Raw genomic sequence first — 21932 nt, 5'->3', positions numbered from 1 at the left:
CGGGTCCTAACTGAAGCGGAGCAGGGTGATCGAGTGTCCGGGAGTGCCGGAGCCGACCAGGGTGGTCGAAGGTTCCTTGCGGCCGAAGCCCGCCGAGTACCAGCCGAGCGGCGGGTCGAGCTCGCCCCGGTGGGCCGTCCACGTCAGCTCGGCCGGCAGTTCCAGCTCCGCGGTGTGGACGGGGGCCAACGTCCGGCCGTCACCCTCCCACCGCAGGTGGGCGACGTTCCCGTCCAGGGTGGCCGTGACGGCCGGGCCCAGGTGGAACGCCAGCCGCGCGGCCGGGCCCGTGTCGCCGAGCACCTCGTCGACGATCTTCAGCACGGCACCGTCGAGCTCGACCGTCCGGCGGTGCACCGCCGGCGCGTAGCCGTCGTGGGCCGCCGACCAGTGGGACGGGCCGTGGTCGGGGGTGTGCACGCCGAGCACCTTCGTCACCGCGTGCCGGGTCCAGAGGAACGGCCCGCCGGACACGGACTGGTCCTGACCGCCCAGTTCGAGGGTGTTGTGGCCGAGCGTGGAACGGAAGTACGACCGCCACTGCGGCTCGCCGTGGTAGCAGAAGGTGCCCGGGTCGGCGAGGATGTCGATGCCGTCGTGGCGGACCTCCACCGACAGCGCGTCGGCGTGGGCGTGCGCGGCGATCGACAGGAAACCGTGCGGCCCGCCGTCGCACCGCGCCCAGACCTTTCCCGAGCGCAGGATCGTCATGCCCGCGTCCCGCAGGTGGGCGGGGCGCCGGCCGGAGCGGACGCCCGTGGCTCGCGGAGTCCGGAGGGCGAGTGCGGTCAGCAGCGGTGTGCGGACGTCGTCACCCGGCACCGGCCACCAGTCGAGACGGCCGAACAGGACCTCGCCGGTGGCCAGCAGCGACGCCCAGCGGTTGGTCTCGGAGCCGTCGACGATCAGGCCGAAGCCGTCGTCGGCGTCGCCCTGCCGGGGCGGCCGGAACCGGTTGTCCACAATGGACGCCAAGGCGTCGGTCATCCGGAGCAGGACGTCCCAGGTGGAGTCCGGCACCGGGATGCCCGCCGCGTCGGCTTCGAGCGCCGCCGCAAGGCCCAGCTCCAGCACCAGGCCGTGGTACTCGGACGCGAGCTCGGCGTTGAGCCCGGAGCCGAAGGTGTTGCGGCCCAGCTGGACGTCCAGCGAGCGGGTCGCCTCGGCTCGCCAGCGCGGCGACTCCGGGAACCAGCCGAACGCGCACGCCGCGGCCAGCAGGCCGGCGTCCTCGGCGATGACGTGGTTGTTCGCCGACGAGCCGTGGCTGCGCAGGGTCGCCAGCCAGTTCTGGTGGTGCCACAGCTGCAGGTGGAAGTCCGGGTTGTCCTCGAACAACGCCGTGACGCCCGCCCAGCCGTCGAGCAGGCGGCGGACCCAGACCCACGACAGCAGCCGGATGCCCAGCTCGATGCCGCTCACCCAGTGCGGCCCGCGCAACGGCGGGTTCGCCGCCCACCAGGACCGCAGGTGCGCGGCGACGCGCTCGGCGTACGTCTCGGTGCCGGTCAGGGCGTACGCCGCGGCCAGCACGGTGAGGTGCTGGTGGCGCGACGGCTCCCAGATCTGCTTGATGTCGCCGACCTCGTCCTCCGACCGGTACGGCACGTCGAAGGCGTAGACGTCCAGCGGCGCGCGGCGGCCGGTCTTCGGGTCGAGAGCCCAGTCCGGCGACACCATGTCGTCGCGCAGGACGCCGAAGTACTCGGCGCGGCCTGCCATCAGGTGGTCGGCCGTGGCCAGCAGCCGCGTGACGGCCTCGCCGGAGACCTTGCCGACGACGCCGTCCGGCAGCTGGGCGGTGAACCGTGGGTGTGACGGCCACGCGGGCGGCTCGGGCAGCGCGGACCGCCATTGCCGCTGGACGACGGCGTGCCGAGCACGGCCGACGACCTCCGCCGGCCCCATCCGGGACAGCCGGCGGAGGTACCAGCCGGGACCCATCATGCCGGGGCACCCGCCTTCCGCGGCAGCTCGATCCGGACCGGCGCCGAGTTCGCGACGCTGGTCTGGGCGGCGAGCGTGGCCAACGTCGTCGCGGCCAGCGAAGCGACCGAGATCGGCATCGGGCCACCGGTGCGGACAGCTTCGAGGAAGGCGTCGACCTCGGCGGCCTGGCCCTTGTCGCGGCCCTTCGGGAGCCGCGAGCTCGCCCACTTCTTGCGGGAGAACACCGACGCGCGGACGAAGTCGTCGAACTTCAGGACCTTGCCGTCGGCGGTGACGTCGAGCGTCTCCTTCGGGAAGCCCGACGAACCGCTTTCGGCGTAGGTGATGACCGCGGTGGAACCGTCCCCGTAGCCGAGGGTGATCTGCAGGTCCGTGCCACCGGTCGCGTACACCGAGACCGGGTCGGCGTCGAGCAGCCAGCTCACGGTGTCGATGAAGTGCCCGCCTTCACCGGCGAACCGGGAGCCCTCGGTGGCGGTCTGGTTGTACCAGCTGCCGTGGTCGAGGCGGCCGGCGTTGACCAGGTAGCGGACCGTCGCCGGGCCGACGCGCGGGCCGAACTGGCCGCGGGCTTCGTGCAGCAGCGGCGCGAACCGGCGGTTGAAGCCGACCTGCAGCCGGTCGTTGCCGGACTCCTCGATCGCGTCGAGCACCTTCTGCAGCTCGGTTTCCGTCAGCGCCAGGGGCTTCTCGACGAACACCGTCTTGCCCGCGAGCAGCGCCTGGCGGGTCAGCTCGGCGTGCGAACTGTGGCGGGTGACGACGAAGACGGCGTCGATCGAGTCGTCACCGAGCACGTTGTCGATGTCGGTGGACGCCTCGGCGAAGCCGAACTTGCGCCGCGCGTTGGCGCCGGACAGCGCCGACGTCGTCGCGACGTGCTTGAGCTCGACGTCGTCGCGCTCGACGAGGTGCGGCAGCAGCATCGACGACGCGTAGTTGCCGGCCCCGACGAAGCCGAGGCGCACCGGCTGCCCAGCGGGCTTCGGCGCGGCCTTGTGCTCGACCAGCCCGATCCGCGCGGACGTCACGACCGGCTCGGTCTTCGCGACCGCGTCCGGGTAGCGGAACAGCACCGCGACGGCCTTGAGCTCACCGTCGTTGAGCGACTTGTACGTCTCGACGGCCTCGGAGAAGTCCGAGACGTGCGTGATCAGCGGCTCGACGTCGAGGCGGTCGCGGTCGATCAGGTCGATGACGCACTCGAGGTTGCGGCGCTCGGTCCAGCGGACCTGGCCGATCGGGTAGTCCCGGCCTTCGAGCTCGTACGACGGGTCGTAGCGGCCGGGGCCGTACGAGCGGGAGAACCGGACGTCCAGTTCCTTCTCGTAGTAGGCGTTCCACGGCAGGTCGAGCTTGCACTTGCCGATGTCGATCACGCGGCCGCGGTCGCGCGACAGCTTCGCGGCCAGCTCCACCGGGTCGTTCGTGTTGCCGCCCGCGGCGAGGTACGTCTGGTCGACGCCCGCGCCGTGCGTCAGCTCGTCGACGGCGGTGTCCACCACGCCGGAACCCGGGTGGCTGCACACCAGCGCGCCGAGGCTCTCGGCGAGCTTGCAGCGCTCCGGGTCGGGATCGACGCCGAAGACGCGCACGCCGGACGACACCAGCAGCTGCACCACGAGCTGGCCGATCAGGCCGAGCCCGATGACCAGGGCGACGTCGCCGATCTGCGGCTCGCCGCGGCGCACACCCTGCATCGCGATCGAGCCGACGGTGCCGAACGCCGCGTGCCGCGGGTCGACCCCGGCCGGCACGCGCGAGTAGAGGTTCTTCGGCACCCAGTTCAGCTCGGCGTGCAGCGCGTGCTCGTTGCCCGCGCAGGCCACGAGGTCGCCGACCGCGACGTCCGTGATGCCGTCGCCGACCTGCTCGACGATGCCGCACAACGAGTAACCGAGGGGCGTGTATGAGTCCAGTTTGGACGTCACCTTGCGGTAGGTCGCCGAGAGGCCGTTGGTCGCCACGCTCTGGACGACCTTCGCGACCTGGTCCGGCCGAGCCCGCGCTTTGCCCACCAGGGACAGGCTCGCCTCGGAGACCTTCATCATCTCGGTGCCGGTCGAGATCAGGGAGTACACCGTGCGGACGAGCACCCCGCCGGCCTTGCACGCGGGCTCGGGCACTTCCAGCAGTGCCAGTTCACCGCTCTTGTAGTTCTGGACGACCTGCTTCACTTCGCTCCCGCTCCCGACATCGCGTTCCGGTACCAGTACTCAAGGGTCAAGATGTGCCAAAGGTGCTTGCTGCGGTCCTGCTGGCCGGCGGCGTCCTCGGCGACCATCCGCTGCAGTGCTTCGCGCTGCAGGAAACCGGATTCGACGAGCACGCCCTCGTTGACGACTTCGCGCACCAGCGGCGCGAGATCGCGGCTCATCCAGGCCCGCAGCGGCGCGCTGAACAGGCCTTTCGGCCGGTGCACGATCTCGCTGGGCAGGATGTTGAGCGCCGCGTTCTTGAGGGCCACCTTGCCGGCGCGGCCGACGATCTTCTTGTTACCGGGGGTCCGGAACGCCGCGCGGACGACCTCGACGTCGACGAACGGCGTCCGCACCTCGGTGGACGCCGCCATCGTCGAGCGGTCGGTGTAGGTCAGGTTCAGGCCGGGCAGGAACATCCGCGAGTCGGCCAGACACATCCGGTTGACGAAGTCGTCGAGCGACTGGTCGTTGTACGTGTCGGCGTGCTCGGTGAGGACGTCGTCGACCGTCGGCGCGAGGTCCGGGTTGAGCAACCCGAGCAGCTCGGCCTGGTCGTACATCGTGTAGCTGCGCCGGAACGCCGTCTCCTCGGGCAGGCCCGCGAACGACAGGAACCGCTTCGCGAACCGCACCGAGCGGTAGCCGCGCTTGGCCGAGGCCACCGGCAGCCGGTCCACCAGGGACTCCACCGGACGCCGGACCGCGCCCGGAACCTTGTGGTAGCGCAACGCGATCAGGTTCGCGAGGTGCTTGCGGTAGCCGGCGAACAGCTCGTCGGCGCCCATGCCGGACAGCATCACCTTGACGCCGGCGTCGCGCGCGGCCGAGCAGATCAGGAACGAGTTGATCGCCGCCGGGTCCCCGATCGGCTCGTCGAGGTGGTAGGTCATCTTCGGCAGCAGGTCGAGCACCTGCGGCGCGATCTCGATCTCGTGCAGGTCGACGCCGAACTGCTTGGCCACGATCCGGGCGTACTTCAAGTCGTCCGGCATCGCCTCGAACTTGGCGTCCTCGGCGCGGAACCCGATGGTGTAGGCCGAGATCCCCGGCTGCGACCGCGCGGCCAGCGCCGTCAGGTAGCTGGAGTCCAGCCCACCCGAGAGGAACGTCGCGACCGGGACGTCCGAGAGCAGGTGCTTGGCGGTCGACTCGGCGATCACCTCGTGCAGGTCGACCTCGCCCTCGAAGGCCGCGCCCTCTTCGGCGACCTCGCGCAGCGACCAGAAGCGGCCGCGGTCGACCCGGCCGTCCGGGCGGCAGCGCAGCCACGTGCCCGGCTGCAGCTTCTCCGCGCCTTCGTAAGCGCAACGGCTGTCCGGCACCCAGTAGTAGAGCAGCGACGCGACCAGCGCGGCGTTGTCGATCGGCAGCGATCCGCCCAGCTCGCCGGCCAGCGCCTTCAGCTCGGAGGCGAAGGCGACGCCGCCGGCCCGGTGCACGAAGAACAGCGGCTTGATGCCCAGCTGGTCGCGGACCAGGAACAGCTCGCCGGTGCCCTCTTCGAACATCGCGAAGGCGAACATCCCGCGCAGCTTCGGCAGGCAGTCGGTGCCCCAGCGCCGCCACGCCTGCAGCAGCACCTCGGTGTCGGACGTGCCGCGGAAGCGCACGCCGGCGGCCGTCAGCTCGGCGCGCAGCTCGGGCGCGTTGTACAGCTCGCCGTTGTAGCTCAGCGCGAGGCCGTCGAGGACCATCGGCTGGGCGCCGGTCTCGGTCAGGTCGACGATCGAGAGCCGCCGGTGTCCCAAGTGGACTTCACCGGCGCCGGTGCCGCCGACGACGTGGTCGTAGCGGCCGGAGCCGTCCGGCCCGCGGTGGGCCAGCGTCTTCGTCAGCCGGTCGGTCAGCGGTCCGCCGTCCGGCCAGAGGTAGGTGCCTGCGATGCCGCACATCTCGAGTGGGTTCCCCTTCGTCGCGGCGCGCCGAGGTCAGGAGACCTCGGCGCTCTTTTCGGGGGTCTGGGTGGCGAAGCCCCCGGTCCGGGGCGAAGCCCCGCTTGTCACAGCGCTCTTTTCGGACTCGAGCTCGGCGTTCAGTTCGCCTTGGTGTGTCGGCTCGCCGTGGTCGCGCTTGAACGGCGTCGGCCGCTTCGGCTTGACCGGGGCGAACTTCTTCGTCGGCGCGTCCGCGTGCGGAACGCTGACCTTGCCCGGTTCCGGGAGCTTCGGATCCGGCTTCGGCGCCTTGGGCGGCAGCGGCTTGGCGACCTGCGGGACCATCGGCCGGACCGGCGCGAACTTGCGCGTCGGCGGATCCACCAGCGCGACGCGCTCAGCGACCCGGGCGGCCAGCTCGTCGATGCGGTCCTCGCGCTCGACGTCGGCGACCTTCGGTGCCGCGGGCGTCAGCCCGGCGCGGCCGCGCAACGCGGTGTGCAGGCCGTCCCACAGCGTCCCGTCCGACTTGTCGCGCGGGTCCGGGTCGACCAGCACCACGCCGAGGATCGAGATCTCCTGGTCGGCCAGCTGCCGCGCGATCGTGTGCAGCCACAGCGTGTTCGCGTGCCCGGCCTTGACGACCAGCACGGTCTCCGCGCCGAGGTGCTCCAGGTCGGTCCACGCGGTGCCCGGCGAGATGGTGCCAACGCCGACGCGGCGTTCGCCCGGCTCGGCGTCGGGGTCGCCGACGCCCAGGACGACGACCTCGCTCTGGGTCTCGGCCGCCAGCTTCCGGACGTCCTCGCCCGGCAGGTCGTCGACGACGCTCGCGCGGCCGTCCTCGCCGAGTTGCTCGGCGACGTCGAGGGCGAGCGCGGCCGTGATGCTCGGCGCGCCGAGCTCCAGCAGCGACACCTCGGTGATGTCCTTCTGGATCGCGCGGACCAGCGTCGTGGCGACGCGACGGCGTTCGGAGACGGCCCGGGAGCGGCGCCACAGCCGGGACGGCCCGCGGCGCTTCGACGGCAGCTGCGCGATCACGGACGCGCCGAGGTGCGTCGAGATCTCGCGGCGCAGCACCGGCCGGTCGCGCGAGACCGCGCCGACGGCGGCGAACGCGATCCCGAGCGCCAGGCCCAGCGCGAACCCGATGCCGGCGTTGGTCGCCGTCGTCTTGAGGAACGCCTTGGGCAGCGCGCGGGGCGCGTCGACGATCTGGGTACCGGCCGCGACCTGCGGGCTGCCGATGCCGGCCTGCTGGGCGCGGGAGTCGAAGTCCGAAACCTGCGACGCGAGCGCGGCGCGGCGGCCGTAGAGGCCTTCGAGCGTGCTGGCGTTCGCGTTGCGGCCCTTGCCGGTCTCGTCGGCGATCTGCGCGTCGACCTTCGTCAGCTCGTCCTGGGCGTTCTTGCGCTGGTCGAGGATGGCCTTCGACTGCGCGGCCGCGGCGGCCTGGCTGCGCTCGACGTGGTCGGCGATGAACGTGTCGGCCAGCGCCTGCGCCTGCGCGACGGCCTCGCCGTCGCTCTTGGCCTTGACGGTGATCTGCATGACGTTGTTCGTCACGGGCAGGCCCGAGTAGTTCTTCATGAACTCTTCGGACGATTCGGTGCTGTTGAGCTTCTTCAGCGCGCCTTCGGCGATCTGGGTCGTCGACAGCACCGCGACGTCGGTGCGCATCAGCGTGCCGCTGTCGGTCGGCGAGTCGTCCTGGTGGACCACGATCACCTTGGCGACGGCGGTCGGCGGGGCCGGCAGCAGGATCGCGACCAGGGCCCCGGCGATCAGCCCGAGCAGCGCCGTGGCCAGCCAGAGCCGCTTGCGACGGCGGATGGTGACGAACAGCCGCTGGAGATCGACGAGCGGAGCAGCCGGAGTTTCGCTTGTAGTCGTCACGCCGAACCTGCCAAGGCTTTCTCGGGGGCTTCCGCCACGGGTTCGGCGACCGGCTCACGCGGCCGGACGGGATGGGTGAGGACCGCGCCGACGATCTCCCGCCCGGCTTCCGAGCAGGCCTCGGCGAGCGAGACGAGCTCCCACGCGGTGCGGCTGGCGGTGCTGAGCACGACCAGCACCCCGGAGCTCCCACCGGCGTCCGGGACGGTCGGGCGGCCGGGGCTGACCTCTTGGATGCGCAGCGGCAGCGACATCCGGTCGGCCAGCGTGGCCAGCTGCGTCGCGGCCAGCCGGGCCGTCTCGTCGTCGTCGGCGATCAGCAGCAGGATGTCGGCGGGGCCGGTGGCCAGCCTGGCGAGCACCCGGCGGTACCGGATGTCGCGGTTGACGTCGTCGGCCGAGGTCGCCACCGGCGGCAGCACCCACGGCCGGTCGCCGCCGAGCAGGCGCCGCACCTTGCCGTACAGGCCGGTCGCCGGGAGGCGGTCGCCCTCCGGCGTCGGGACGTCGACGCCGGCGAGGATCGGCGAGCCGAGCGCGGACGCGATCTCCGGCTCACCCCGCAGCCGCCGGTCGGCGCGAGCGGTGAAGAGGTGGCCGAAGACGCCGACGAGGAAGAACAGCACCGCGCCACCGGCGGCCAGCTGCGTCATCGTCGGGGCGGCCGGGCCGGCCGGGCGCTCGGACGGACCGAGCACCACGGTGTTGCCGACGCCGGTCGCGAGGTCGGCCTGGTTCAGGTCGTTGATCGCCTGCTCCAGCGACGTCCGCAGGCCTTCGAGCTGCGTGCGGACCTGGACGCTTTCCACGGTCAGGTCCCCGCCGACGGTCTTGGCGAGGTCGCTGATCTTCTGCGTGGTCAGCTGGACCTGCTGGCGCAGCGTCTCGCGCTGCTCCTGGGCCAGCTGCACCGAGGCGTCCGCCGAGTTGCTCGCCAGCTGCCCGGAGTACTTGACGAACTGCTGCGCGACCTGGTCGGCGAGCTGCTGGGTGTGCTCGGCGGTGTCCGCCGAGACGGTGATCGTGACGACGTTGCCATTCGCCACCGACGCCGTGACCTGCTTCTTCAGGTCGGCGCCGGTCGGGTGCCACTGCAGCTGCGCGGCGGCGCGGTCGAGCACGACCGAGCTGGTCGCGACCTCGGCCTGGGTGAGCAGCTCGTCCGCTTGGCGCGGTCCTTGCAGCAGGACGCTGGACGAGGTCTGGTACCCGGGCGAGAAGAGGACGGAGGCGCCGGCGCCCACCGCCGCTCCGAGGACGGCGAGGGCGACCAGCAGCCGCCAGCGCCGGCGGAGAACCTGCCCGATCAGGCTCAGGCGCACCGTGTCGTCAGTCACCGGCGGGATCTCCATTCCTGGGGCGAGTACGCCGAACGGCTTCAGTGAATCGGCCGGTTACCCGATCCGTCGTCCGGCCGGGACCATTGGTTACACGTCCGGTGACTTCTTGACCGAACGGCGATCAGGAACCGAGTGCGTGCTCGTACGCGGCGAGGAGGGCCTTCGCCGAGTTCTCCCAGGACAGCGGGCCCGCGACCCGGGCCTGGCCGAGCTTACCCATCCTGACCCGCTCCTCGGGGTCGTCGAGCAGCCGCGAAACCAGGACCGCGAACTCCGCTTCGTCGTTCGCCGGGGCGTACACCGCGGCGTCGCCGGCCGATACGCGCGCTTCGCGCAGTTCGAACGAAACGATCGGCTTGCTCATCGCCATGTACTCCATGACCTTGTTCATCGTGGAGACGTCGTTGAGCGGGTTGAGCGGGTCCGGCGACAGGCAGACGTCGGCGGTGGACAGGTACCGGACCAGGTCCTCGTCCGAGATCCGGCCGGTGAACTCGACCTGGTTGGCCAGCCCGAGCTTCGCCGAGAGCGCGACCATGTCGTCGAAGGCGTCGCCGGAGCCGACGAACACCGCGTGCCAGTCGGTGCGGCCGACGTCGTCACGCAGCTTCGCGAGCGCGCGCAGGGCGTAGTCGACCCCGTCCTGCGGGCCCATCACGCCGAGGTAGGCCAGCAGGTACGGCTTGCCCTGCTTGAGCTCGGGCTCGACGGGGACCTCGTGGAACCGCTCGACGACCGGGGCGCTGCGCACGACGTAGACGTCCTCGGGCCGCTTGCCGCCGCGGATCCGGGCGACCTGCTTGTAGCTCTCGTTCGTCGAGATGACGACGTCGGCGGCCCGGTAGGTGGCACGCTCCAGCGCGCAGACCCCGCGGTAGAGGAGGTCCTGCCCGCGGTCGAAGCGCGACAGGTACAGCTCGGGGCACAGGTCGTGCTGGTCGAAGATGAACTTCGCGCCCTGCCGCTTGAGCACCTTCGCGACCAGGTACAGCAGGTCCGGCGGGTTGCAGGCGTGCACGACGTCGACCGGCCCGACCTTGCGGGCCAGCCGCAGCGTGTGCCACAGCGCGCTGCCGTACTCCTGCAGGTACCCGGCCGGGCCGCCGGTCGCGGCCTTCAACGGGTAGCGGTGGATGTGGACGCCGTCGATGACGGCTTCGGCCTCGGTGTCGCGTTTCGTGCCCTGCGGGCAGATCACGTGCACCTCCCAGCCGGCGTCGCGCAGGGTCGTGGACTCCTGCCAGACGCGCCGGTCGAAGGGCACGGAAAGGTTTTCGACGAGGATGAGCGCTTTACCAGACTGTGTTTTACCAAGCAAGGCCGGCGTATCCCTCTTCAAGGCGACGCTTCTCGGCGTCGGGCAGGCGGACGAGGTCGATCAGCACCCGGTCGCCGCCGTGCGGCAGCGCCGCCAGCACGTCCGGGTCCTTGCAGCCGACGATCACGACGTCGGCGTGGTCCATGACTTCTTCGACGGACCCGGCGAGCAGCGAACCGAGGTGCGGCAGCCGGCCCTCGATGTACTCGCGGTTGGCGCCCATCAGCCGCGAGAGGCTGACGTTCGCGTCGTAGATCTTCAGGTCGTAGCCCTTGCCGAGCAGCTTCTCGGCCAGCTCGACCAGCGGCGACTCGCGCAGGTCGTCGGTACCCGGCTTGAACGACAGCCCGTACAGCCCGACCTTGCGCTTGCCGGTGCGCGCGACCAGGTCGAACGCCCGCTGCAGGTGCTCTTCGTTGGAGCTGAGCACGTGCGACAGGATCGGCACCTTCACGTCGGCGCGGTGCGCGGCGTAGACCAGCCCGCGCAGGTCCTTCGGCAGGCACGAGCCGCCGAACGCGAAACCGGGCTTGAGGTAGGCCGGGCTGATGTTGAGCTTGGTGTCGGCGAGGAAGACGTCGATCACCTGGTGCGAGTCGAGGCCGAGCGCGCGGCAGATCGAGCCGAGCTCGTTCGCGAACCCGATCTTGAGACCGTGGAAGGAGTTGTCGGCGTACTTCGTCATCTCCGCGACCGGGATCGGCACGCGGAAGACGGCGCCGGGCAGGCCTTCGTAGAGCGCCGCGACGGCGTCACCGCTGAGCGCGTCGAACTCGCCGATCACCGTCTTCGGCGGGTCGAAGAAGTCGCGGACGCTGCTGCCCTCGCGCAGGAACTCGGGGTTCACCGCGACACCGAAGTCGACGCCGGCCGTGCGGCCCGAGGCCTTCTCCAAGATCGGGACCAGCAGGTCCAGGCAGGTGCCGGGCAGCATCGTGCTGCGGAACACGACCGTGTGCCGCTCGGTCTTCTTCGCGAGCGCCTCGCCGATCTCCTCGGCGACGCGCTCGAGGTAGACCGTCGAGAGGCTGCCGTTCGGCGCCGACGGCGTACCCACGCAGACCAGCGAAATCTCGCTGTCGGCGACGGCTTCCGCGACGTCGGTCGTGGCTCTCAGCGCCCCGCTCGCGACGACTTCGGCGGTCAGCTCGCCGATCCGCTCCTCGACCACCGGGGCGTTGCCCGCGGTGATGAGGTCGATCTTGACCGGGTTGACGTCCACGCCGACCACCCGGTGCCCCTGCCCCGCCAAGCACGCGGCGGAGACACACCCGACATAACCAAGCCCGAAGACACTGATCTTCACGCCAAAACCTCCGCTTTTCCCACGCGACCCATGAGTTGGTCGGCGAGCCCCCCTGGATCGTTACCGCGAGGGCCGCGAACGGGGTAATGCGTGAGACGGCCGTGAGGCGCAACAGTTTTCCGGTAAGAATCGCGTCTCGATTCGCCCCGGAATTGCATCTTGCAGGTGGACGGGCAACGCGTTCGGCGCAGTTCTCGTCAGCGGCCCCCGGAAAGATCCCCGAGAAGCCGTTTCCGTTCCGGGGTGTACGTCCACCACGGCCGGGGCGGCGCGCCGTCGGCTTGGTCGACCGCCGACATGAAGGTGTCGAGCACGCAGGGGTCGTGCCGGCGGCCGTCGGTGGCGCAGAGGCGTTCGTACAGTTCAACCGGGTCGCGCCCGGCGAGCTGGGCGGGTTCGGTGATGCCGAGCCGGGTCAGGTCGCGGACCATCGCCGGGCCGATGTTGGCCAGCTTCAGCAGTTCGCTCATGGACCCAGCACAGCAGCCGGGGCCGGCCCGTGTCTTGTACGGATCGGCCCCGGCTGTGTCGTGCGGTGCCGTGCGTCAGTTGTTGTTCACGAAAGTCGTGGCGAGGCTTTCGCCCTTGCTGATCGCATTGGCGTGGTTCTCGATCGGGGAGACGGTCGAGTTCTTGAAGCAGATGTACGTCACACCGGAGTCGGTGCCGCCGTTGGACGGGTCCGGGTTGATGCCGAGATCCTTCGCGGTCGCGTAGGAGGCTTCGCCGATGATCTGGGTCGGGCCGGTGTCGCCGATGACCGCGTACTCGATCTTGCCGTTGTAGATCACCGCGCAGGAGCCGCCGCCCTTCAGCTGCGACGAGGTGTACTTCCAGATGCTGCTCGAGCTCGGCACGACGATGTAGGGCAGCTTCGCGGCACTGAGCGGCTTGCCGTCGGACTGGTGGAACGCCGTGTCGTCCTGGTAGCAGCAGTCGGTGTCCTCGTTGCACTGCGTCGTGCGCTGGCCGTCGCAGTCGATGTCCATGTCGGCCTTCCAGAAGACCGCGCCGTTGGCATCACAGACGGCGACCGTCTTGGCCGAGACGTCCTCGTCCGTCTTGTACTTGCCGTTGGAGATCTGGGTGCAGCTGTTCGTCTTGGCCAGCAGCTGCGCCGCGGTCGGACCGGCTTCGACGGCGGCCGGCGCCGCGGCGGTCTGCGCCGAGGTGGCCTGAGCCGGAGCCGGGGCGGCCGACGCGAGAGCCGAGGGCATCACGGCCGCGGCCAGCGCCATGGTCGCGAGCAGGATCAGTTTCCGCATACCTGGTGCTCCCTTTAGTTAGGAAACTTTCCTTACGGCGGCGAGCACACAGGATGCACCCCGGACGGTGACGGGTTCAAGACCCAGAGGTACGAGAATTTCCCAGCATCCGGCGAGACTTGACGAAAACGCTGCTCACCGGACACGGCCGCGGCGAACCGGTCCGGGCCGTGTTCCGACCACCGGGAAGACGGGCTGACGGTTATACCGACTAACCGTCTGCCCGTCGAAACAGCCGTCGCATCCACTGTCCCCGCCTGCGGCCGCCGGACAGCACGCCGTCCAGCCACTCCTGGTCGAGGTCGTGTCGCAGTTCCGTCCGCGGCTGCAGCCACCCGTCGCGGCTGGTCTCGCCGCCGTCGCTCGCGTACACCCGTGTCGCGCCCGCCTCACGCAGCCGGTCCAGCACCCGGCGGTCGTAAGCGCCGAACGGCAGCGAGTACCGCCGCACCGGCCGGCCGCACAGGTCGCCCAGCAGCTTCGGGGCGTCCGTCAGTTCCCGGCGCGCGTGGCGGTCGTCGAGCCGGCGCCAGTCGCGTGGCTCCCAGCCGTGCGAGCCGATCTCCATGCCGGCACGGGCCAGGTCGCGCAGGGCGTCGTGGTCGAGGTAGCCGCGCTGCCCGAGACGACCGGCGAGCGGGAAGAACTCCGCCGTCAGCCCGCGCTCCACGAGCCGGGGCAGCGCGATCTCGACGTCGGACTCGTTGCCGTCGTCGAAGGTCAGGTGGACGTCCGCGCGTTCCTCGACCGCGTCGAGGACGCGGTCGAACTGCTCGACCGTCACCCAGCGTTCGTTCTCCCCCGGCTCGAGCTGGCGAGCCGGCCGGCCGATCCCGTGCATGGCGAAGTTCACCGCCACCGCTTCCACCCCCTGCCACCGCGAGTAGTCGAGCTGTTACCCCGATTAATCGCGGAAGCAAACGGGTGAGTTACATCCTTTTTCCGGCAATCAGCCTTTCCTGATTTCCAGCGTGCAGCACTTCGGCCCGCCGCCGGCTTTCCGCAGCTCAGAGATGTCGACGTAGACCGGCTCGTACCCGCGCTCGGCAAGCAGTTCACCCAGTCGAGTGGCCTCGACGGGGAGGACGACGTTCCGGCCGTCGGACACCCCGTTCAACCCGAAGCACTCGGCGTCGGCGGCGGTCGCGAGGACGGCGTCCGGGAACAGCCGCTCGAGCACGCGGCGTGATCCCGCGGAGAACGCCGCCGGGTAGTAGACGATCTGCGCGCGCGTCGTGTCGGTCGCCTCGGCGAGCACGAACAACGCCGTGTCGAGGTGGTAGTAGCGCGGGTCGACCAGGTTCAGCGAGACGACCGGGACGCCGAGGACCTCCTGCGCCTCGGCGTGCGCGGCCGGGTCGGTGCGAAAACCGGTGCCGGCCAGCAGCAGGCCGCCGGTCCAGGCGAAGTCGCCCTCGGCCTCGTTGATCTTCTCCGGCATGGTGATGTCGCGGTAGCCGTGTTCGACGAACCAGCGGCGGAAGTGCTCGGCCTCGGCGGTGCGCTGCGGCGCGCGGAACCGCGAGCCGAGGACGCGGCCGTCGACGACCGTGCCGGAGTTCGCGGCGAAGACCATGTCGGGCAGCCCCGGCTGCGGGTCGATCTCCTCGACGGTGTGGCCGAGGCGGCGGTAGGTGTCACGCAGCTCGGTCCACTGCGCGACGGCGACGTCGGCGCTGACCGGCTGGGTCGGGTCCATCCAGGGGTTGATCACGTAGTCCACCGCGAAGAACCGCGGTGGGCACATCAGGTATCGGCGGGTGGTCGGTACGCGAGCGGCCAAGGGCTGTGATCCCTGCATGAAAGCAGGGTAAGCGAGGCCGAAACTCGCAATCAATCGCTGTTCGCTGCGCGTATCTGTGCTAAGTGTTGCGTGTGAACACCATCGACCAGCGAATCGTTTCGTGCCTCGTGGCGAACGCCCGATCGAGCTACGCGGAGATCGGCAAGGTCGTCGGGCTGTCCGCGCCGGCGGTCAAACGACGGGTCGACCGGCTGCTCGAAACCGGCATCCTGCGCGGCTTCACGGCGGTCGTCGACCCGGAGGCGCTGGGCTGGGGCACGGAGGCGTTCGTCGAGGTCACGTGCCAGGGCAACATCACCCCGGCGCGCATCCGCGCGCGGCTGGAACCGCTGCCCGAGGTGGTCGCGGCGTACACGGTGTCGGGCGCGGCGGACGCGATCGTCCACCTGCGGGCCGCCGACATCCACCACCTGGAGACGGCGCTGGAGCGGCTGCGCGGGCTGGAGATCGTGGACCGGACGGTGTCGACGGTCGTGCTGTCCCGGCTGCTCGAACGCCCGCCGACGCCGGAGGCGTGACGCGGCCGGTCGCCGGCGGCGCGAAGATCACGGAAGCGTCCACTGACCGAAACCCGCCGTTCGCCGGGCCCGGCGATTCGGCGCTGGCCGCGCCTGCCGGCTGCTCGAAGGCAGGTCGCGCGAAATTGCGCGGGGCGGCGCCCCCCGTCTTCCAGCGTAGCGGCGGGTACCGACAGTTTCGGCAGCTCAGCCGCCCAGGGCTCGGAATACCGCCGGGGCTTCGTCCGGGTGCAGACGTAGCTCTGTGCGGCCCGCGTTGAACGTGATCGCCTGCTCGTCCACCGCCTGCATCGTCAGCTCTCCCGGCTCGAACAGCGCCGGCGGCCGTCCCGGGGCCAGCCACTGGACGCGGCCCGGCCCCACGAGGAGCCTGCCCTGCTGCTCTCGGCCGTCCGTCAGGGTCGGGTCGCGTAGGACGCACGGGATCTTCGCCTGCTCGCCTCGGCTCAACGCCCTCTGGCGCGCCGATCGGCGGCGGGCTCCGAAGAGCTCGGCCGTGTCGATCATCGTCAGGACGTTTCCCGCCAGCACGATGAACCCCCGGACCAGGGCTCCGACCAGTTCCCCCATCCCTCCAGTCATACCCGAGCAAGGCGACGACCGCCTCGTGCCACCCTTACTGCCATGACCGACAGCATCGTCAGCGAGCACGCGGGCGGCGTCGCCCTGCTGACCGTCGACGCGCCCGGCAGCCGCAACGCGCTGACGCTCGCGCTGTCTTCGCAGCTCGCGGACGCCGTCGCGGCCGCGGAGCGGGACGAGTCGGTGCACGCCGTCGTGGTCACCGGGACTCCGCCGGCGTTCTGCGCCGGGGCCGACCTCTCCGCGCTGGGCGCGGCCGACGAGGCCGGCCTGCGCGCCATCTACGAAGGCTTCCTCTCCGTCGCGCGCTGCACGCTGCCGACGATCGCGGCGGTCGGCGGCGCGGCCGTCGGCGCCGGGCTGAACCTCGCCCTCGCCGCGGACGTCCGGCTGGCCGGGCCGCGCGCGAAGTTCGTCGCTCGTTTCCTGGACCTGGGCCTGCACCCCGGCGGCGGGATGACGTGGATGACGCAGCGGCTGGCCGGCCCGCAGCAGGCCGCCGCCATGACGTTGTTCGGGCAGCCCCTGGACGCCGAGGCGGCCGCGCGCGCCGGGCTGGCGCTGCGCGTGGTCGACGGCGGGCACGACGACCTGCTCGCCGCCGCGCGGGAACTGGCGGCTCCGGCCGTCGCCGCGCCGCGCGAGGCCCTGCTGGCCACCAAGCGCAGCCTGCGGGCAACCGCCTCGCTGGCCGCGCACGCCGACGCCGTGGACGTCGAGATCGAGCCGCAGCTGGCGTCGCTGGCGTCCCCGGAGTTCGCCGAGCGGCTGGCGGCGATGCGGGCCCGGATCCGGTCCGGCCCGTGAGTTCTCACCACGTGGACGTGACGCGGGAGATGCGCGTCACAACGCCTCGTGACAGTTAACCGTTACCATCGGTTACAGGTATTTGTCGGACCAGCAAAGAAGAACCACTAGCGCAGCGAAGAGGTCGTCCGGGACTCGGGACACTGGGAACATCGTGGTCAAGGGCGAGCTAACCTCGTGATAGGGCCTGGTGTCCCGACTGTCATGACACCGGGCAGAGCGACCGAAGGCCGCAACGTCGGGAGAGAGGGAATCCCTGACCCATGAGCACGAGTGCGAACGGCAACGGCGCTGGTCACGGCTCGCTCGCCGCGACCAGGCCCACCGAGATCAGCAAGCTGGACCGGGTGGTCATCCGGTTCGCGGGCGACTCGGGTGACGGGATGCAGCTGACCGGCGACCGCTTCACGTCCGAAGCGGCCGCGTTCGGCAACGACCTGTCGACGATGCCGAACTTCCCCGCCGAGATCCGCGCCCCGCAGGGCACGATCCCCGGCGTCTCCTCGTTCCAGGTCCACTTCGCCGACTACGACATCCTCACGCCCGGCGACCGGCCGGACGTGCTGGTGGCGATGAACCCCGCCGCGCTCAAGGCGAACGTCGCCGACGTGCCGCGCGGCGGCACGATCATCCTCAACACCGACGACTTCATCAAGCGGAACCTGACGAAGGTCGGCTACGCCACCGACCCGCTGGACGACGACACGCTCGAGCCCTACCAGGTGCACCGGGTCGCCATGTCGACGCTGACCCAGGGCGCGCTCGCCGACACCGGCCTCGGCAAGAAGGACGCCGAGCGCTGCAAGAACATGTTCGCCCTCGGCCTGCTGTCGTGGATGTACCACCGGCCGACCGAAGGCACCGAGCGGTTCCTGCGCGAGAAGTTCGCGAAGAAGCCGGACATCGCCGAGGCCAACATCCTGGCCTTCCGCGCGGGCTGGAACTACGGCGAGACGACCGAGTCGTTCGCGACGACGTTCCAGGTCGCCCCGGCGAAGCTGGCGCTGGGCACCTACCGGCAGATCACCGGCAACACGGCGCTGGCGTACGGGCTCGTGGCCGCCGGGCAGCAGTCCGGCCTGCCGATCCTGCTCGGCACCTACCCGATCACCCCGGCGTCGGACATCCTCCACGAGCTGTCCAAGCACAAGAACTTCGGCATCCTCACCTTCCAGGCCGAGGACGAGATCGCCGGCATCGGCGCCGCACTGGGCGCGTCCTACGGCGGCGCGCTCGGCGTCACCTCGACGTCCGGCCCGGGTGTCGCGCTGAAGTCCGAGACCATCGGCCTCGGCGTGATGATGGAGCTGCCGCTGGTCGTCATCGACGTCCAGCGCGGTGGCCCGTCGACCGGCCTGCCGACCAAGACCGAGCAGGCCGACCTGCTGCAGGCGATGTTCGGCCGCAACGGCGAGTCGCCGGTGCCGATCGTCGCGCCGCTGTCGCCGGCGGACTGCTTCGACGCGGCCGTCGAGGCCACCCGGATCGCGCTGAAGTACCGCACGCCGGTGCTGCTGCTCTCGGACGGCGCGATCGCGAACGGCTCCGAGCCGTGGCTGATCCCGGACGTCGAGACGCTGCCAGACCTGCGCGTCGAGTTCGCGACCGAACCCAACTCGGACAACGACTCCGGCGAGTTCTGGCCCTACGTCCGCGACCCCGAGACGCTCGCCCGCGCGTGGGCGATCCCGGGCACGCCCGGCCTGCAGCACCGCATCGGCGGGCTGGAGAAGGCCGACCGGACCGGGCACATCTCCTACGACCCGGACAACCACGACAAGATGGTCCGGCTGCGGCAGGCGAAGATCGACGGCATCGACGTCCCCGACGTCGTGGTCGACGACCCGAGCGGCGGCAAGGCCCGGGTGCTCGCGCTCGGCTGGGGCTCCAGCTTCGGCCCGATCGGCGCCGCGTGCCGCCGGGTGCGCAAGCTCGGCATGCCGATCGCCCAGGCCCACCTGCGGCACCTGAACCCGCTGCCGGCCAACCTCGGCGACGTCCTGCGCGCCTACGACAAGGTCGTCGTGCCGGAGATGAACCTCGGTCAGCTCTCCCTGCTGCTGCGCGCGAAGTACCTGGTGGACGTCCATTCGCACACCAAGGTCGCCGGGATGGCGTTCAAGGCCGAAGAGCTGCAGAACCTGTTCTCGGAGATCATCACCGGCATTGCTACGGAGGCCGTGAAGTGACCGCGATAGACCTGGGACTGCCCACCACCGGCGGGCTGGATCTCGTCCCCACCACCGACGAACCGCAGAAGGCCAAGGACTACAAGTCGGACCAGGAGGTCCGCTGGTGTCCCGGCTGCGGCGACTACGTCGTGCTCAACGCGGTCCAGTCCTTCCTGCCGACCCTCGGCCTCAAGCGCGAGAACATCGTGTTCGTCTCAGGGATCGGCTGCTCGTCGCGGTTCCCGTACTACCTCAACACCTACGGCATGCACTCGATCCACGGCCGCGCGCCGGCGATCGCGACGGGCCTGGCCACCACGCGGCCGGACCTGTCCGTGTGGGTCGTCACCGGTGACGGCGACGCGCTGTCCATCGGCGGCAACCACCTGATCCACGCGCTGCGCCGCAACGTGAACATCAAGATCCTGCTGTTCAACAACCGGATCTACGGGCTGACCAAGGGCCAGTACTCCCCGACGTCGGGGCCGGGCATGGTCACCAAGTCGTCCCCGATGGGTTCGGTGGACACGCCGTTCAACCCGCTGTCGCTGGCGATCGGCGCCGAGGCGTCGTTCGTGGGCCGCGCGATGGACTCCGACCGCAAGGGCCTCACCGAGGTCCTGCAGGCCGCGGCGGAGCACCGCGGGTCGGCGCTGGTGGAGATCTACCAGAACTGCCCGATCTTCAACGACGGCGCGTTCGACGTCCTCAAGGACGCCGACGAGGCCGCCGCCCGGCTGATCCCGCTGCGCGCCGGCGAGCCGATCCGCTTCGGCCCGAACCAGGAGTTCGGCGTCAAGCGCAGCGACTGGGGCGGCCTCGACGTCGCGAAGGTCGCCGACATCGGCGAGGACGACATCGTCGTGCACGACCCGGCGATCACCGACACGTCGTACGCGTTCGCGCTGTCCCGGCTCGGTGACCAGAACCTGAACCACGTCCCGACGGGCATCCTCCGCCAGGTCGAGCGCCCGACCTACGACGACGGCGCCCGCGCCCAAGTCGAGGAGGCTCGTGCGGCCCGCAAGCCGGACCTGCGGGGCCTGCTCCACGGCAAGGACACCTGGACGGTCGCGTAACCGCTGCTGCAAGGTCCGTGAAGGCCCCCTTACCGGCTCAAGATGCCGGGAAGGGGGCCTTCACGACATCAGGGGGTTGCCAGAGCTAGGACACGTGTCCTAAGTTTCAGGTCATGCGACCTTTCGTGTTCTTCGACGTCCGCACGTCCGACGTGGACGGCACCAAGAAGTTCTTCGCCGACCTGCTGGGCTGGGAGTCCGGCGGACCGCTGTTCACCGCGGACGGAGCTCCGTGGGGCGGCCTCACCGAACTCGCGCCGGACGACGACCGCGCGCCGCAGTGGCTGCCCTACGCGCCGGTGTCCGATGTGGACGACGCCGCGGCGAAGGCCGTGGCGCTGGGCGGCCGGGTCGTGCGCGAGCGCACGGATCTGCCGTTCGGCTCGCTGGTCGTCGTCACTGATCCCGGCGGCGCCGCGCTGGTCCTGTTCCAGGCGGCCTGAAACGCCGTGAAGGCCGTCTCGCGGGTTCGCGAGACGGCCTTCACGGATCAGGAACTCAGGTGAGCGGGCGGAACCCGACGCGCTCGGCGTCCTCGGCGGTGCGGAACCAGACCTCGGCCACCATCCGCGGGAACTGCTCGGACTCGTCGGTGCAGTACCGCAAGGCCGTGACGCTCGCCTTCACCTCGAAGCCGTCGCTGGGCCGGCCACCGCCGGGCCGCGGCATCGCCGAACCGGGGCCGAACGGGCCGGGCGGGACGGAGTCCTCGGCCGACTCGCGGGCGGGCGGGGGCGGCGGGGCGTCCGGCGCAACGCCGACGGCCGTCTGGTTCGGCTGCACCGACGGCTCGAACAGCGAGCCGCTGTGCGCGCCGGTCAGCTCGGGTTCGCGGCGCTCGACCGTGCGCATCGACGGCTGGATCGGCTGCGGCGAGTCGAAACCGCCCCGCACCACACCGCGCGGCTGGCGCTTCGGCAGCACCTGCGTCGCCTCGGCCGGCGTCTCCGGCGGCACGTCCAGGTCCCCACCGGCCGCTTCGTCACCGGCGAAGGCGTACTGCGGCGTCTCGTCGTCCTGGAGTTCGTCCTCGAAGTCGTCCGAGAGGTCGTCCTGGAGCTCTTCCTGGGGCTCTTCCTTGCGGACCGATCCGGGGTGCTCGCCGATGTAGCGGGTGCGCTCCATCGGCTCCTCGAACGCCGAGCGCTGCGACTGCGGCTCGCGGTCGAACCAGTCCGGGTCCGCCGCGTGCGCGGCGGCCGGCGGCTGGAACAGCGACCCACCGGTGTCCGGCTCGAGCTGGTGCTCCAGCTGCGAAAGCGCCGGCGCGGGCTCGTACTGCTCGTCGTCTTCCGGGCTGAGGTACTCCGACGCGGCCGCGCGGTACGGGTCATCCTGCTCCGGTTCCGCGACCGGCGCCATGACCTGGGTCGCGGACGCCGGGTAGACGTCCTCCGGTTCCGGCTCCGGCCGGTAGTCGTCCACCGGCGGGGTCCGCGGCGGCACCTGCGAGTCCAGCTCCGCGAAGTCCGCGTCGATGTCGTCGTGGACGTCGTCGCGGTTCACCGGCGACGCGGCGACCAGCGTCCCCGGGTACGACGTCTCCTGCGGCCGGGCCTCTTCGTACGGACTCGCGTTGTACCGGCTCTCGTCGTAGGACGGCTCCGGTCGCGTGTAGACCTCAGTACCCGGCGTGGCCAGCCCGGTGGCGTTCGCGGGCGTGCGCGCGGCGTCGGCGTGGGCCTGGGCCAGCGCGCTCTCCAGCTTGCGGACGCTCTTGCGAAGCGGTAGCACCAGCACCAGCCAGGTGAGCAGTGCCCCGACGAAGAAAGCCGCCAGGCTCCACAGCCAAACCTGTCCGAAAATGGACATCTATCC

The 21932-nt window shown here is 70.8% G+C and carries 18 protein-coding genes; 5 read left to right on the top strand and 13 right to left on the bottom strand.

Translation table 11 applies throughout. From position 1 onward, the window contains the following. Positions 1–6: 6 nt before the first annotated feature. The 11 genes from OHS58_RS40385 to ddaH all read right to left on the bottom strand — a co-directional run bounded on the left by OHS58_RS40385 (position 7) and on the right by ddaH (position 14954). Positions 7–1947, bottom strand: coding sequence for a heparinase II/III family protein (locus tag OHS58_RS40385; protein WP_328645862.1), 1941 nt, complete (start codon positions 1945–1947; stop codon positions 7–9). Beyond that, positions 1944–4127, bottom strand: coding sequence for a bi-domain-containing oxidoreductase (locus OHS58_RS40380; protein WP_247060392.1), 2184 nt, complete (start codon positions 4125–4127; stop codon positions 1944–1946). Before OHS58_RS40380 ends, OHS58_RS40385 begins: the two co-directional genes overlap by 4 nt. Continuing rightward, positions 4124–6043 (bottom strand): asparagine synthase (glutamine-hydrolyzing), encoded by a 1920-nt coding sequence (gene asnB / locus OHS58_RS40375; RefSeq protein WP_328645861.1) that lies wholly within the window; start codon positions 6041–6043, stop codon positions 4124–4126. Before asnB ends, OHS58_RS40380 begins: the two co-directional genes overlap by 4 nt. Before the next feature lie 36 nt (positions 6044–6079). Then, complete coding sequence (locus OHS58_RS40370) at positions 6080–7924, bottom strand: Wzz/FepE/Etk N-terminal domain-containing protein (RefSeq protein WP_328645860.1); 1845 nt, start codon at positions 7922–7924, stop codon at positions 6080–6082. Beyond that, positions 7921–9276 (bottom strand): exopolysaccharide biosynthesis protein, encoded by a 1356-nt coding sequence (locus tag OHS58_RS40365; protein WP_442875497.1) that lies wholly within the window; start codon positions 9274–9276, stop codon positions 7921–7923. Before OHS58_RS40365 ends, OHS58_RS40370 begins: the two co-directional genes overlap by 4 nt. A 109-nt stretch (positions 9277–9385) precedes the next feature. After that, positions 9386–10528: a glycosyltransferase family 4 protein gene (locus OHS58_RS40360; protein ID WP_326945946.1), complete on the bottom strand. Its 1143-nt coding sequence runs from the start codon at positions 10526–10528 to the stop codon at positions 9386–9388. A gap of 43 nt (positions 10529–10571) precedes the next feature. Then, on the bottom strand, positions 10572–11888 hold the full coding sequence (locus OHS58_RS40355; protein ID WP_247060383.1) for a nucleotide sugar dehydrogenase: 1317 nt from the start codon (positions 11886–11888) through the stop codon (positions 10572–10574). A gap of 197 nt (positions 11889–12085) precedes the next feature. Further along, positions 12086–12358 (bottom strand): helix-hairpin-helix domain-containing protein, encoded by a 273-nt coding sequence (locus OHS58_RS40350; RefSeq protein WP_326945944.1) that lies wholly within the window; start codon positions 12356–12358, stop codon positions 12086–12088. A 75-nt stretch (positions 12359–12433) separates the two neighbouring features. Further along, positions 12434–13153, bottom strand: coding sequence for a glycoside hydrolase family 75 protein (locus OHS58_RS40345; RefSeq protein ID WP_326945943.1), 720 nt, complete (start codon positions 13151–13153; stop codon positions 12434–12436). A gap of 211 nt (positions 13154–13364) precedes the next feature. Beyond that, positions 13365–13994: a polysaccharide deacetylase family protein gene (locus OHS58_RS40340; RefSeq protein WP_328649934.1), complete on the bottom strand. Its 630-nt coding sequence runs from the start codon at positions 13992–13994 to the stop codon at positions 13365–13367. 108 nt (positions 13995–14102) lie between these two features. Beyond that, positions 14103–14954, bottom strand: a complete 852-nt coding sequence (ddaH, locus tag OHS58_RS40335) for a dimethylargininase (RefSeq protein WP_247060380.1) — start codon at positions 14952–14954, stop codon at positions 14103–14105. Positions 14955–15028: 74 nt separating this feature from the next. On the opposite strand from ddaH, the gene OHS58_RS40330 reads away from it, so the two are divergent. Beyond that, positions 15029–15475 carry an Lrp/AsnC family transcriptional regulator gene (locus OHS58_RS40330; RefSeq protein ID WP_247015250.1) on the top strand — a complete coding sequence of 149 codons (447 nt, stop codon included), beginning with the start codon at positions 15029–15031 and terminating at the stop codon, positions 15473–15475. Between the two features lie 186 nt (positions 15476–15661). Here the strand turns inward: OHS58_RS40330 and OHS58_RS40325 are convergent, their stop codons facing one another. Beyond that, a complete protein-coding gene (locus OHS58_RS40325) occupies positions 15662–16045 on the bottom strand; it encodes a hypothetical protein (protein WP_328645858.1) in 384 nt (127 codons plus the stop codon). A gap of 54 nt (positions 16046–16099) precedes the next feature. Between OHS58_RS40325 and OHS58_RS40320 the strand changes: the two genes are divergently transcribed. The 4 genes from OHS58_RS40320 to OHS58_RS40305 all read left to right on the top strand — a co-directional run bounded on the left by OHS58_RS40320 (position 16100) and on the right by OHS58_RS40305 (position 20557). Continuing rightward, a complete protein-coding gene (locus tag OHS58_RS40320) occupies positions 16100–16864 on the top strand; it encodes an enoyl-CoA hydratase (RefSeq protein WP_328645857.1) in 765 nt (254 codons plus the stop codon). Between the two features lie 263 nt (positions 16865–17127). Next, the gene (locus tag OHS58_RS40315; RefSeq protein ID WP_326956136.1) at positions 17128–19053 is read left to right on the top strand and encodes a 2-oxoacid:acceptor oxidoreductase subunit alpha; all 1926 of its coding nucleotides are present in this window, start codon (positions 17128–17130) and stop codon (positions 19051–19053) included. After that, positions 19050–20114 (top strand): 2-oxoacid:ferredoxin oxidoreductase subunit beta, encoded by a 1065-nt coding sequence (locus tag OHS58_RS40310; protein ID WP_247060376.1) that lies wholly within the window; start codon positions 19050–19052, stop codon positions 20112–20114. The genes OHS58_RS40315 and OHS58_RS40310 overlap by 4 nt, the downstream gene beginning before the upstream one ends. Before the next feature lie 113 nt (positions 20115–20227). Beyond that, positions 20228–20557: a VOC family protein gene (locus OHS58_RS40305; protein WP_326945937.1), complete on the top strand. Its 330-nt coding sequence runs from the start codon at positions 20228–20230 to the stop codon at positions 20555–20557. A 55-nt stretch (positions 20558–20612) separates the two neighbouring features. On the opposite strand, the gene OHS58_RS40300 is transcribed toward OHS58_RS40305, so the two are convergent. After that, positions 20613–21926, bottom strand: a complete 1314-nt coding sequence (locus tag OHS58_RS40300) for a sunset domain-containing protein (protein WP_328645856.1) — start codon at positions 21924–21926, stop codon at positions 20613–20615. Positions 21927–21932: the final 6 nt, after the last annotated feature.

The organism is Amycolatopsis sp. NBC_00348, assembly GCF_036114655.1.
GTDB lineage: Bacteria > Actinomycetota > Actinomycetes > Mycobacteriales > Pseudonocardiaceae > Amycolatopsis.
This window is presented reverse-complemented; position numbering and strand designations above follow the sequence as displayed.

What these genes read in the sequence shown, in the direction of transcription:
- OHS58_RS40365 (WP_442875497.1), bottom strand. Translation starts at nt 9,276, where the DNA reads ATGGAGATCCCGCCGGTGACTGACGACACGGTGCGCCTGAGCCTGATC.
- OHS58_RS40300 (WP_328645856.1), bottom strand. Translation starts at nt 21,926, where the DNA reads ATGTCCATTTTCGGACAGGTTTGGCTGTGGAGCCTGGCGGCTTTCTTC.
- OHS58_RS40320 (WP_328645857.1), top strand. Translation starts at nt 16,100, where the DNA reads ATGACCGACAGCATCGTCAGCGAGCACGCGGGCGGCGTCGCCCTGCTG.
- asnB (WP_328645861.1), bottom strand. Translation starts at nt 6,043, where the DNA reads ATGTGCGGCATCGCAGGCACCTACCTCTGGCCGGACGGCGGACCGCTG.
- ddaH (WP_247060380.1), bottom strand. Translation starts at nt 14,954, where the DNA reads ATGCAGGGATCACAGCCCTTGGCCGCTCGCGTACCGACCACCCGCCGA.
- OHS58_RS40385 (WP_328645862.1), bottom strand. Translation starts at nt 1,947, where the DNA reads ATGATGGGTCCCGGCTGGTACCTCCGCCGGCTGTCCCGGATGGGGCCG.
- OHS58_RS40305 (WP_326945937.1), top strand. Translation starts at nt 20,228, where the DNA reads ATGCGACCTTTCGTGTTCTTCGACGTCCGCACGTCCGACGTGGACGGC.
- OHS58_RS40315 (WP_326956136.1), top strand. Translation starts at nt 17,128, where the DNA reads ATGAGCACGAGTGCGAACGGCAACGGCGCTGGTCACGGCTCGCTCGCC.
- OHS58_RS40350 (WP_326945944.1), bottom strand. Translation starts at nt 12,358, where the DNA reads ATGAGCGAACTGCTGAAGCTGGCCAACATCGGCCCGGCGATGGTCCGC.
- OHS58_RS40345 (WP_326945943.1), bottom strand. Translation starts at nt 13,153, where the DNA reads ATGCGGAAACTGATCCTGCTCGCGACCATGGCGCTGGCCGCGGCCGTG.
- OHS58_RS40325 (WP_328645858.1), bottom strand. Translation starts at nt 16,045, where the DNA reads ATGGGGGAACTGGTCGGAGCCCTGGTCCGGGGGTTCATCGTGCTGGCG.
- OHS58_RS40340 (WP_328649934.1), bottom strand. Translation starts at nt 13,994, where the DNA reads ATGCACGGGATCGGCCGGCCGGCTCGCCAGCTCGAGCCGGGGGAGAAC.